The 11,909-nt window shown below is 69.5% G+C and carries 12 protein-coding genes; 3 read left to right on the forward strand and 9 right to left on the reverse strand.

From position 1 onward, the window contains the following. Nucleotides 1-75: 75 nt before the first annotated feature. Complete coding sequence (locus tag OHA68_RS03495) at nucleotides 76-1,938, forward strand: ABC transporter ATP-binding protein (protein ID WP_327106334.1); 1,863 nt, start codon at nucleotides 76-78, stop codon at nucleotides 1,936-1,938. Between the two features lie 93 nt (nucleotides 1,939-2,031). On the opposite strand, the gene OHA68_RS03500 is transcribed toward OHA68_RS03495, so the two are convergent. From OHA68_RS03500 to OHA68_RS03530, 7 genes are all read right to left on the reverse strand, one after another. Continuing rightward, complete coding sequence (locus OHA68_RS03500) at nucleotides 2,032-2,787, reverse strand: ZIP family metal transporter (protein ID WP_327106335.1); 756 nt, start codon at nucleotides 2,785-2,787, stop codon at nucleotides 2,032-2,034. Nucleotides 2,788-2,984: 197 nt separating this feature from the next. After that, complete coding sequence (locus OHA68_RS03505) at nucleotides 2,985-3,443, reverse strand: universal stress protein (protein ID WP_327106336.1); 459 nt, start codon at nucleotides 3,441-3,443, stop codon at nucleotides 2,985-2,987. A gap of 377 nt (nucleotides 3,444-3,820) precedes the next feature. Further along, nucleotides 3,821-5,005, reverse strand: coding sequence for an MFS transporter (locus OHA68_RS03510; protein ID WP_327106337.1), 1,185 nt, complete (start codon nucleotides 5,003-5,005; stop codon nucleotides 3,821-3,823). Nucleotides 5,006-5,243: 238 nt separating this feature from the next. After that, nucleotides 5,244-5,651, reverse strand: a complete 408-nt coding sequence (locus OHA68_RS03515; RefSeq protein WP_327106338.1) for a hypothetical protein — start codon at nucleotides 5,649-5,651, stop codon at nucleotides 5,244-5,246. Continuing rightward, nucleotides 5,651-5,893: a hypothetical protein gene (locus tag OHA68_RS03520; RefSeq protein ID WP_327106339.1), complete on the reverse strand. Its 243-nt coding sequence runs from the start codon at nucleotides 5,891-5,893 to the stop codon at nucleotides 5,651-5,653. Before OHA68_RS03520 ends, OHA68_RS03515 begins: the two co-directional genes overlap by 1 nt. A gap of 111 nt (nucleotides 5,894-6,004) precedes the next feature. Further along, nucleotides 6,005-7,372, reverse strand: a complete 1,368-nt coding sequence (locus OHA68_RS03525; RefSeq protein WP_327106340.1) for a penicillin-binding transpeptidase domain-containing protein — start codon at nucleotides 7,370-7,372, stop codon at nucleotides 6,005-6,007. Between the two features lie 103 nt (nucleotides 7,373-7,475). Continuing rightward, nucleotides 7,476-7,835 carry a MerR family transcriptional regulator gene (locus tag OHA68_RS03530; RefSeq protein ID WP_189136624.1) on the reverse strand — a complete coding sequence of 120 codons (360 nt, stop codon included), beginning with the start codon at nucleotides 7,833-7,835 and terminating at the stop codon, nucleotides 7,476-7,478. A gap of 131 nt (nucleotides 7,836-7,966) precedes the next feature. Between OHA68_RS03530 and OHA68_RS03535 the strand changes: the two genes are divergently transcribed. Continuing rightward, on the forward strand, nucleotides 7,967-8,887 hold the full coding sequence (locus tag OHA68_RS03535) for an aldo/keto reductase (RefSeq protein WP_327106341.1): 921 nt from the start codon (nucleotides 7,967-7,969) through the stop codon (nucleotides 8,885-8,887). A 74-nt stretch (nucleotides 8,888-8,961) separates the two neighbouring features. On the opposite strand, the gene OHA68_RS03540 is transcribed toward OHA68_RS03535, so the two are convergent. After that, entirely contained in the window at nucleotides 8,962-9,603 is a 642-nt protein-coding gene (locus tag OHA68_RS03540; RefSeq protein ID WP_189136622.1) for a TetR/AcrR family transcriptional regulator, read from the reverse strand. An 81-nt stretch (nucleotides 9,604-9,684) separates the two neighbouring features. Between OHA68_RS03540 and OHA68_RS03545 the strand changes: the two genes are divergently transcribed. Continuing rightward, nucleotides 9,685-10,977, forward strand: a complete 1,293-nt coding sequence (locus OHA68_RS03545) for a GH1 family beta-glucosidase (protein WP_327106342.1) — start codon at nucleotides 9,685-9,687, stop codon at nucleotides 10,975-10,977. Here OHA68_RS03545 and OHA68_RS03550 read toward each other — a convergent pair. Further along, nucleotides 10,974-11,864 carry a hypothetical protein gene (locus tag OHA68_RS03550; RefSeq protein WP_327106343.1) on the reverse strand — a complete coding sequence of 297 codons (891 nt, stop codon included), beginning with the start codon at nucleotides 11,862-11,864 and terminating at the stop codon, nucleotides 10,974-10,976. The two genes, OHA68_RS03545 and OHA68_RS03550, sit on opposite strands and share 4 nt — an antisense overlap. Nucleotides 11,865-11,909 lie beyond the last annotated feature (45 nt).

An 11,909-nucleotide genomic window follows, 5' to 3' on the forward strand; every position in this document is an offset into this window, starting at 1 on the left:
AAGCAGGTACGGGTAACAGGTCCGCATACGCGACGCCCATAGGAAACTGTCGGTGCCGGAGTACACACTCTTCGTATGGCCGACGAGCCCCTTGAGCTGGGCGAGATCTCCCTGTCCGACTGGTATGCACACACCGACACGATGGCGGAGGTCGGTTTCCTCACCATCGCCAAGCGACTCCCGTCACTGGTCCGCCAGGCGATGGGCATGGCCTGGCGCGCCAGCCCCCGCGACACCGTGGCGACGATCGTCCTCAACCTGCTGGGCGGGCTCTTCACCGCTTTCGGCCTGCTGGCCACCACAGGCGTGCTCAACGCCCTGTTCAGCGAGGGGCCCACCCCCGACCGGGTGATCGCGGCGCTGCCCAGCCTCGCCCTGGTGGCCACCGCCGCGGCGCTGCGCACCGTGGTGCAGGCGGGCGCGGGCTGGGCGCAGTCCCGCCTCGATCCGCAGATCAGCCGCCAGGCCGAGGAGCGACTCTACGACCTGACCAGCCGCGTCGAGTTGGCCGCCTTCGACGATCCGGCGTTTCACGACGCGCTCGAACGAGCCAGGTCGCGCGGCGTGGCCACGGTCGACTCGGTCGTGGGGACGGCCATCAACGTGGTGACGGCCGCCGTCGGCATCGCGGCCGTGGCCGGCGTGCTCGGCGTGCTCCACCCGATCCTGCTGCCGCTGCTGCTGCTGGCGGTGCTGCCGGATGCCTGGGCGGCGGTGCGCAGCGCCCGGATGCGCTACACGACCATGTTCTCGCTGGTCCCCGCCATCCGGCGCAAGTGGATCATCGCCCAGCTGCTCGCCGACCGCGACCCGGCGGCCGAGGTCCGCTCGTTCACCATGCGGCACTTCCTGCTGCGCATGTACGACGCGGCGGCCAAGGCCGAGCAGGACGTGATGCTCCGCCTGGCCAGGCGGCAGACCATCGCCAAGCTCGTGGGCGAGGCGCTGGGCGGCGTCGGCAGCGCCCTGGTCTACGTCGCGCTCGGCGTGCTGCTCGCCCTCGCCGCCATCCCACTCGCCGTCGCGGGCACCGCCGTGCTGGCCATCAGATCCGGCCAGACCTCACTGGCCAACCTGATGTACGCCACCAACCGGCTCTACGAGGACGGCCTCTACTTCACCGACTTCCTGGAGTTCTGCGCCGACGCCGAGCGCCGCCTGCCGGACCGGCAGCGGGCCGCCGCCCCCGACGGCTTCGAGCGGATCAGCGCCAAGGACGTCGCTTTCACCTACCCCGGCTCCGACGCCCCCGCGCTGCGCGGCGTGTCCGTCGAGATCAAGCAGGGCGAGGTGATCGCCTTCGTGGGCGAGAACGGCTCCGGCAAGACCACCCTCGCCAAGATCCTCTCCGGCCTCTACGAGCCCGACACCGGCAGCGTCCTGTGGGACGACACCGACCTGCGCGAGGTCAACCCCGAGGAGCTGCGCGGGCGCACCGCCGTCATCGCCCAGGACCACACCCGCTGGCCGCTCACCGCCCTCTACAACATCACCATGGGCACCGGCAAGGGCGAGGAGAGCCTGCACGCCGCGGCGGCCGTCGCGGGCGCCGACGAAGTGATCGCCGGCCTGCCGCACGGCTACCGCACCCTGCTGGACCGACGCTTCAAGGACGGCCACGAGCTGTCCGGCGGCCAATGGCAGCGGATCGCCGTGGCCCGAGGCTTTCACCGCGACGCCCGCCTGCTGATCTGCGACGAGCCCACGGCCGCCCTCGACGCCCGCGCCGAGCACGCCCTGTTCGAACGCATCCGCGGCCACGCCGACGGCCGCACGGTCCTGCTGATCACCCACCGCCTGGCCAGCGTCCGCTACGCCGACCGCATCTACGTCCTGGACCACGGCGAGGTCACCGAGCAGGGCGACCACGCGACCCTGATGGCGCTCAACGGCCTCTACGCCGAGCTCTACACCCTCCAGGCCTCGGCCTACCGATAGTGCGGCCGGACTCCGAGGCAGCCCATGGGGTCCCTGCCCGACGATCGGCCCCTCGTGCTCGTCCCTCAGACCTTGATCGGTCCAGGTGCCGGCTCATTCGGCCAGCCGTTCAATGGCGAATGCGGACAAGAACCCGATGGTGGTGATCAAACCCGTGAACATATGGGCGCGTTCGAACGCCTCGGGGATCATGGTGTCAGCCACCATGGCCAGGATGGCGCCCGCTGCGATGGCCGTGATGACGGCGATGGTGGCCGGTGACGCGGACTGCAGCGTCAGGTACCCGACAAGCGCGGACACACCGCTGACCAGCGCGATTCCTCCCCAAACACCGAAGACGTACCAGACACTGCGGCCGGCCCGCTTCATCCCGGCGGCACTGGACAACCCTTCAGGCACGTTGGAGATGAAGACCGCCGCCACAACGGCCAGCCCGATCTCACCCCCATGCAACAGGGAGAGCCCGAGCACCACCGACTCGGGCACGCCGTCGAGCAGAGCGCCGATGGCGATCGCGGCCCCACTCCCCGGACTGTCGCCCTCACCGGGCTGCTGGTCCTGCGAACGCTTGCGGTGCCGGGCTCCGTAGCGAGCCAGCGCGACGTTGGCGGCAACATAGATACACGCGCCCCCGAGGAAGCCGATGGCGGTGGAAAGGAGTCCGCCCGAGCGGGCCGCTTCATCGATCAGTTCGAAAGACAGCGCCGAGATGAGGACGCCCGCCCCGAACGCCATGATCGTGGCGATCGCCCGTACAGGCACCTTGACCAGCCAGGCGATGGCCGCACCCAGCACCAGGGCACCGCCGGCGACCAGCCCCCACACACCCGCGTGCAACCAATCCGGCATGTCCTACACATCACCTCTCCGGTCGGCGACCTCGCATGGATCCGCCGTAAGACATCCAGGGCGGGCCCGGCGCCCCTCCCCGGCTACTGATACCGCAGGCATGCCCCCTTTCCCGCAGCGACGAAACCCTGCACGAACCTCGTACCGGCCACCGCAAGCCGGACCCGAATCGAGATCCGGCAGGCCATCGCGCGTTGTCAGCGGGGATGGTGTTCGGGCACCAGCAGCACCGGTCGGTCGGCGTGGCGGGTGAGGTGCTTGGCGACCGAATAGGTCAGCAGGTGCACCCCCCACTCGCGCCGGGCCGCACCGATGACGATCATCAGCGCGTCATGGCGGGCCGCCACCTCCAGCACCTGCCGCGCCGGTTCGCCGTGCGTCACCTGGAACGACCACGGCAGCCGGTGCACGGCCAGCAGTTCCTCAGCAGAGGCGCGTTCGGCACTCACCGCCCGCTCGGCCCAAGCCTCCCAGTCGGCGGCGTCAGGGTCGATGGGGTAGTCCTCCAGATCGACGACGTGCAGGACCAGCAGCCGCGCCCGCAGCCGGTCGGCCAACTCGGCGGCCGTCCGCAGCGCACTCTGCGCGGCCGGGTGCCGGTCATAGCCCACCACCAGCAGCGGCATCTCATGGGGGCGGTTCGTGGCAGCGCCCATGGTCTCCTCCCGCCTGTCATGCGATCGCCGGCGCGAGCCCCGCGCCACAGATGGCCGCGCCCAGCCCGGCCAGGATCGACCCGGCCACACGCGGCACCGCACCCGAGCCCGGAACCGGCACTCACCCCTTGAGACTTCCCCTTCTTGTGTTTACGGCTCAGCCGAGTCAGCCAAGCAATACGCGCGAACACCCCGTCGCGGAAGATCAAGATCGAGCCGCTCCCGCCGCCACCGCTCCAGCACGAGATCGACGGCGTCCTTGGGCTCCTGGCTCTCTCACTGATTTTAGCTCGGACCATCAGACCCCTGACTATCTCGCACGTCGACGGACCAGGCGCTCTGCCCAAGTTTCAGTGCGGCCACATGACAGCCGAAGGTCAGCCGGGCGGGAGGGGGCGGTGGATCGGAGTAAGGAGGCCGGACAAGGAGACCAGGACGCAGCCCGCTCCGGCTATGGCCACCACGGTGGCGACGCCGAGGTGGGAGGCGCCGAGGGTGAGGAGGGCGGCGCCGGCGGGGCCCAGGACGTAGTGGATGGTCCAGAAGGCGGCGGTGACCCTGCCCAGCAGGTGGCTGGGGGTGACCTCCTGGCGGAAGGACTGGGAGCAGATTCCCGCGACGGCCGTACCGAACACGAACAGCGCCATGAGGACGGCGATCGAAGGCACGCCGGTGGCCAGCCCGATACAGCCCATCGCCAGGCCGGACAGCGTGGTGGCGGCCACCCAGGTGCGACCGAATCCGATCGCCTTGCGGATGCGGGCGATCAGCGGGGCGCCCAGGATGGTGCCGACGGCCGCGCAGGCCAGGACCAGGCCGATGGCGTCATCGTTCTGGGCGAGGTCGTGCTTGAGGTGGTAGATGACGATGTCGTCCACCCCTGCGGTCAGGAAGATGAAGAAGGTCAGCAGGATGGTCAGCGAGCGCAGTACCGGCTGCCGCCACAGGAACCTGGCGCCTTCGAGCAGGCCGCCCCGGTCCTCCGGCGCTGTGGCCGGGCGTAGCCGGATCAGGAGGATGCCGAGCGCGGACAGCACGAAGCTCGCGGCGTCGATGCCGATCGCGACCACCGGGCCGTAGGCCTCGGAGATCACCCCGACCAGTGCGGGGCCGCCGATGCTCCCCGCGGCGTAGACGGCGTACAGACGGCTGTTGGCCTGGGTGATCTGATCGGGTTCGACCAGGCTGGGCACCACCGTGACGTAGGTGACCTGGAACAACATGCCGAGGGCGGCGCCCAAGGGGACGATCACGTACAGCAGCCAGATCTGCGGGCCGAAGATCCAGACGATCGGGATGGCGCCGTAGAGCGCGGCGCGGGCGAGGTCGCAGCCGATGAGCAGGCTGCGACGGTCCAGGCGATCGGCGAGGTGGCCGGCGAACACCCCTGTCACAAGTGACGCGGCACCGGACAGAGCGGTCAGGACGCCCATCTGCACGACGGAGCCGGTCGCGTGCAGGACCAGCAGGGGGATGGCGAGCATCGAGAACGAGTCACCGGCCACCGACAGAGCCTGCACGGACAGGAAGACAGTGAAATCACGGTTGCGAAAGAGGGTCATACGGCCGCTGATGCTCTCGCATCACGGCCCTGGCCTCAAGGGAATTTCCCACTGGTGGCGGGGACTCAACCGCTCAGCCGGTGCGGCGGGCCGTCCGTAGGGGTCATGAGGACTTTCGAGATCGGTGTCATCCTGCCTGGGGTCGCCGTACTACGCAGTGCCGGCCTTGAACTGCATAAGGCCGCGCGCGATGTGGAGGATACGGGACTGGACGGGGTGTGGCACGGCGATCACTTGGTCAGGCACTCTGCCGAGCTTCGCGGCCAGCTTTGGGGCGAACCTGCTGTATCCGCTGTTTCGTGAGACCGAGCAACTGACCGATGTCCCCGTCGGACAGACCCTGCTGGTGCAACTGTGCAACGCGCTCCTTCAGAGTACGCGTGTAGTCATCGGCGATCGCAGCAGCCCGGCGCTGAAGCTCGGCGAAGTTGTCGAGATCCTGTGCGGACAGGCCGTCCAAGGAGTAGTGGTAGACAGGCGTGGGCGGCTGCTCGCGGTCGGGAAACAGGAACGGCAGAGCTTCGGCAATGTCGCCGTACAGTTCCTTCAACGAGTGAGCGGATATCCCTCCGGCGGCACCATCCATTTGGGCAAGCCATAGCTTGCCGGCCATGGTGACGCGGACATCAACGGTGTTCGCGGCCATCAGTCCTCCAGCCAGTCAGCCCCGAACAAGTGCGCGAGCCCACGTTCGAGTAAGTCCACCAGCATCGGCGTCTCGGCAGGATACAACGGGACGATCGCCCGGGCTGCGACGCGGCCCTCGGCGTCCCACAGCAGCAGGAAGCGTTGTCGCTTGGTCGTCTCGGACCAGTCGCAGCGCAGTCTCCGCTGGCGCGAGAGCATGGCGATGCGGTCGCGGATGGCCGCGTAATCGTCTCGTTCCACCACACGCGGCAGACTATACCTCTTGCCTAACACGACAAGGGCTCTTGTCGAATTGATCGTTATATGAGTTTCGTGGCGTTCACCTGATCTGTCAGGCGGAAGATGCGGGGATCAGGACAGGGCTGCCTGGAGGATGGCGTGGGCGATGGCGGCGGTGGGGCCGGGGTGGTCGAGGACCACACCTACGGCCACCTCGGGGGCTCGGGCAGGGGCGAAGGCGGTGAAGACGGTGGACGATCCTGTGGACGCGAGCGCCACCTCGGTACCGGGGCCCTGCGGTCGGGGGCGGGTGGTCATCATGGTGGTGAGCTGGCCGGCCATGGCCGGGCTCATGGCCGTGCGGTAGGGGGACGGGCCGGCTCGGTTGATGGTGGAGCCGCCGGGCAGGCGCGCCCGTTCGACCAGGTACGGGCGCATCAGGGTGCCGTCGTTGGCCACGGTCGCCGAGAGCATCGCGACCATGAGCGGGGTGACCCGGATGCCGGAATCGCCGACGGCCGCCAGGGCGGTGCCGGGCCGGTCCTGGGCCGCGGGATACGTGCTGACCGCCACGGGCAGCGGGACCGTCAGTGCGGTGTTGAAGCCGAACGCCTCCGCCTGGTCCCGCAGGGCGTCCTGGCCGAGCGACCGCCCGAGGTCGGCCAGGGCCTGGTCACAGGAGAGCCGGAAGGCCCGCGACAGCGTCAGCCGGCCCTCCCCACAGCCCCGGCCGTCCTGGCCTTCCGAACCTTCCGGGCCTTCCGGGCCTTCCGGGCCTCCCCGATCGTCCCGGCCGTCCCGATCATGCGCGTTGCCGGACGGGTTCAGCGCGGTGGACGGAATGTGGCCGCCGGTGGTGAGGGCGGTGGCCGCGGTGATGAGCTTCGATACGGCGCCCGGCGGATAGGTGCGGTCGAGGGCCCGGTTCAGCAGCGGCTCGGCCGGGTCGCGGCGCAGGCGGTCGTCCGTCGCGGCCAAGGCGGCGGCGTCGAAGGTGGTGTAGGCGTTCGGGTCGTACGACGGGTAGGTGGCCAGGGCCAGGATGGCGCCGGTCGCCGGGTTGACGGCGACGGCGGCGCCCGGGCGGCCGGAGGCCTTGAGGCTGCGGTAGGCCGCCCACTGGACGCGTTTCCTGATGGTGAGCCAGACGTCGGCGCCCTGCGCGGTGCCCTCCCTGACCAGCGACTGCACCTTCACCCTGGCGTCGTCGCCCGACAGCACCGCCTCCCGGGCCCGCTCGATGCCGCCGGCGCCGCGCGGGGACACGTGCCCGGTGATGGGGGCGTACATCTCGCCGTGCGGATAGAAGCGCTGATAGCGGTACGGTCCGCCGCCGGTCTCGCGGCTGACGGCGACGGCGGTGCCGTCATAGGTGACGATGTCGCCGCGTGGCTGGCCGAACCGGGCGATGCGGGTGCGCTCGTTACGCGGGTCCGCGTTGAGGTCTCTCGATTCGAACGCCTGGACCAGGGTGAGGTGCGCCAGCAGCGCGAACAGCATCCCCGCGCACATCCTCGCTACGCGGCGCAGTGGGATGTTGATCCGTCTCGCCCTGGGCCCGGCCATGCATCACGGTTCTAGCAACCGGCCCGCCAACGCGACGTTACAGAACGCTCCGGTAATAGGAGATCTTGTTGCTGACGTAGCGCTTGCGCTCGATCAGGTTGTCGATCTGTCCCTCGACGCGACGATCGTGCTCCTCCAGGAGCTTGATGCGGTCGGCGATGGTGTGGTCGCCGGCGCGGACCAGCTCGGCGAAGCGCAGCATCTCGGCGATCGGCATGCCGGTGTCGCGCAGACACCGGATGGTGCCGAGCCAGCCGATGTCCTCCTGGGTGAACCGGCGCTGCCCGGCGGAGTTGCGCTCGACCCGCTCCAGCAGGCCGATCTTCTCGTAGTAGCGCAACGTGTCCAGAGTGAAGCCGGTCTCTTCGACCACTTCGGCAGGTGTGTAGACGCTCACGATGGTCGAGCATCCCACCTGGAGTGCACTCCAGGTCAAGCCACGCCCGAAATAACCGAAATATCACTGTAAATCCGGAAATAAAATCGGCGCTTGACATGGACCGCACTCCAGCTTCCACAGTCATGGCCATGCAGATCGCACTTGGCACCATCCCCTTCGGCACCGCCGTCAACGAGCGGGACACCTTCGCCATTCTCGACCGGTTCGTCGAAGCCGGCGGCACCATGCTGGACACGGCCGACAACTACCCGTTCTGGGTCGAGGGCTGCACGGGCGACGAGAGCGAGGCGGCCATCGGCGCCTGGCTGGCCGCCCGTGGCAACCGCGACCAGGTCTTCCTGAGCACCAAGGTCGGCGCCCGGCCGATCGCCCCCGGCGACAGGACGCTGGACAGGACCGAGGGCCTGTCGGCCGCCGCCATCGACCAGGCCATCGAGGGCAGCCTCCGCAGACTGGGCACCGACCACGTCGACCTCTACTGGGCGCACATCGAGGACCGCTCGGTCCCCCTGGAGGAGACCCTGGCGAAGCTCGACGAGCTGGCCCAGAAAGGCAGGATCCGCCGCGCGGGCGCCAGCAACCTGCCCGCCTGGCGCCTGGAGCGGGCCAGGAACGTCTCGGCCGCGCACGGCTGGCTCCCCTACACCCACCTACAGCTACGCCACACCTACCTGCGCCCGCGCCCGTACACCAGGCCGGCGGAGGGAGGCCACACGCTCACCACCGACGACCACCTGGAGTACGTACGCGAGCACGACGTGACGCTGTGGGCGTACAACACGCTGATGTTCGGCGCGTACACCCGCGAGGACCGCCCGATCGCGGAGATGTACGACCACCCGGGCACCACGCGGCGGCTCGCCGTCCTGCACGAGGTGGCGCGGGAGCTGGGCGCGACGCCGAACCAGGTGGTCCTGGCCTGGCTGCTGGCGGACGGTCACGTGCCGATCGTCGGCGTGAGCTCCCTGGCCCAGCTGGAGGAGGCCATCGGCGGGTCGGAGCTGAAGCTGGACGAGGAGCTGAAGACGCGACTCGACGCGCCGAGCTGATCAAGCGCGCCGAACAGGCGGCTGATCTGGATGCTGATCCAAGGGCTGATCAAGCGTGCTGAACAGGGTGCCGATCAGGACGGCAGGTGGTCGGCCAGGTAGCGGCGGACGAGTTGCTTGCACTCGGCGATCAGCTCGGGGTCGCCGTCATGGTCCACCCGGAAGGCGAGCTTGAGCACCGCGTCCGTGGCCTCGACCGCCACCAGGATCGCCCGGTCGAGGCCGCGGTCCAGGGGGACGCCGAGCAGGTCGGTGCCGAGCCCGCGCAGGCGGTCGGCGACGACGGCGTTGTTCTCCAGCGCCGCGTCCAGCATGCGGTTGGTGCCCTCGATGGCCGGGCCGCCCGGCGCGCGCAGCACCTCGCCGAAGTCCACCACCCCGAACCCCGGGGTGCTCCGCTTCATCGACACGAACTCGTCGATGGCCAGCTCCACCAGGTCGGTCCAGTGGCTCAGCTCGGCGGCGGCGATGAGCTCGGACACCCGGCCGAGGAACGCCTCCAGATTGCGCAGCGCGAGCGCACGCACCAGGCCCTGTTTGTCGGGAAAGAACTGGTAGAAGGTCCCGATCGGCACCTCGGCCCGGCGAGCGACCTCCTTGGTGGTCAGCGATTCGTAGCCGATCTCGTCGAGGAGGAGCGCGCACTCGTCGAGCATCCGCTCCACCCGCTCCACGCTGCGACGCTGGGCGGGGCGGCGGCGCAAGGTACTCGTCATGCCCCCATCCTGGCGCATTACTGGCAGGTAGCCGTGCGCCGGTTAACATGAGCCATACTCGCCTAGCTTGAGGAGCCTGCGATGTTCCTGTGGGGTACGGCCACCGCCGCCTACCAGATCGAAGGCGCCGCGAGCGAGGACGGCAGGGCCCCGTCCATCTGGGACACCTTCTCCCACGAGCCCGGCCGTACCAGGGACGGGCACACCGGGGACGTGGCCTGCGACCACTATCACCGGTGGGCCGAGGACGTGGCCCTGATGGCGGAGCTGGGCGTCAACGCCTACCGCTTCTCCCTGTCCTGGTCCCGGGTGCAGCCCGACGGGGTGGCCAACCCGAAAGGGCTGGACTTCTACGAGCGACTGGTCGACGGGCTGCTCGCGGCCGGGATCACGCCGGTGCCCACGCTGTTCCACTGGGACCTGCCGCAGGCGGAGCAGGATCGCGGCGGCTGGCTGAGCCGCGACACCGCCCACCGCTTCGCCGACTACGCGGCTCTGGTGGCCGAGCGACTGGCGGACCGGGTGGCGATGTGGATCACGCTCAACGAGCCGTTCGTGCACATGGCCTTCGGGCACGCGCTGGGCATGCACGCCCCCGGTCAGGCCCTGATGGTGGACGCCCTGCCCGTCGCCCACCACCAGCTCCTCGGCCACGGCCTGGCCGTGGACGCGCTGCGGGCGGCCGGCGCCGAGCAGGTGCTGATCACCAACAACTGCACCCCGGTACGGCCGGCGTCGGACTCGGCGCAGGACGTGGCCGCCGCCGAGGCGTACGACATCCTGCACAACCGCCTCTTCCTCGAACCCCTCCTTCTGGCGACATATCCGGATTTGTCGGCGTACGGACCCATGGACTGCGTCCGCGACGGCGACCTCGCCATCATCGCGGCGCCCCTGGACGGCCTCGGCGTCAACTACTACAACCCCACCCGGATCGCCGCCCCCACCGAAGCGGGCCTGCCCTTCGCCGACGCCGGCATCACCGGCGTCCCCACCACCGCCTTCGGCTGGCCCGTGGTCCCCGACGGCCTGCGCGAGCTCCTGGTGGGCCTGCGCGCCCGGTACGGCCCGGCCCTGCCGCCGATCTACATCACCGAGAACGGCTGCTCCCAGCCCGACGTCCCCGGCCCGGACGGCGCCATCGACGACCAGGCCAGGATCGCCTTCCTGGACGAGCACATCCAGGCCGTACGACGTGCCCAGGATGAGGGCGTGGACGTGCGCGGCTACTTCGTCTGGTCACTGCTGGACAACTTCGAGTGGGCGGAGGGCTATCACCAGCGGTTCGGCCTGGTCCACGTGGACTTCGAGACGCTGCGCCGTACCCCCAAGGCCTCCTACACGTGGCTGAAGGAGTTTCTGGCCGCCTGTTAGAACACCGACACGTGCACGTGGTCGTAGTGGTTGGCCGTGACGCCGCCACGGTCGGACATGGGGTCCCAGCCGCCGCCCGAGCGGATGTCGTAGTAGCGCTGCTTCCAGATGATGTACATCACCCCGAGCCGCGAGCCGTTCTTGATCAGGTAGTCCGCGAGCGCGTCGCCGCGGTCGGCCTCGCCGCCGGTGGCCATGCCCCGGGAGATCATGAAGTCGCAGGCCCGCCCCTTGCCGTGCTCCCCCGGGTCGCCGGGACGCAGGCAGCCGACCCCGTAGGGCATCGGGAAGTTCTGCATGACGTCGGCCCGTACCGAGATCAGCCGCTGGGTGAGGCCGCCCGCGCCGCCGGGCTGCTGGAAGCCGTACTTGGCGAGCAGCCTGTCCATCTCGCGGCGTCTGCCCTGCAGCGTGCGGATCTCCTTCTGCAGCTTCTTGATCTTGTCGTTGGCGGCCAGCTTGGCCTTCTTGGAGTCCCGGATGAGCCGCTCGACCTCGGCGACCCGGGCGGCCCTGTCGATGGCCATGTAGTTCATGTTGGCGGCGTTGCCGAGCGCCTTGTGCGGGTCGAGGCCGAGGCTCAGGAGCTGGGTGGGGTCCATGGGGCCGAGCATGTAGGTGGTCGTCGCCAGCTCGGCCACCTCGCCTCTGGCCGCGGCCAGCCGGCTGGTCAGCGAGCCGGAGGTGGTCACCGCCCGCTTCGCCTGGATCCGGACCTCTTCCAGGCTCTGGATCTGGCCGCGGTAGCGGTTGTTGAGCGCGGCGGCCTGCTTGGTCAGCTTGCGCAGCGAGGTGGGGCTCGGGTCCGCCGAGGCCGCCTGCGGGGCGGGGATCGCGAACAGCCCGGCGAGGACGACGGCACTCACGGCCATGCGCCCTGCTCTCACGACCGCCCTCCCCTAGTAGCCGGATCGAAACTATAGAAGATGATC

The organism is Nonomuraea glycinis, assembly GCF_035920485.1.
Classification (GTDB): Bacteria; Actinomycetota; Actinomycetes; order Streptosporangiales; family Streptosporangiaceae; genus Nonomuraea; species Nonomuraea glycinis.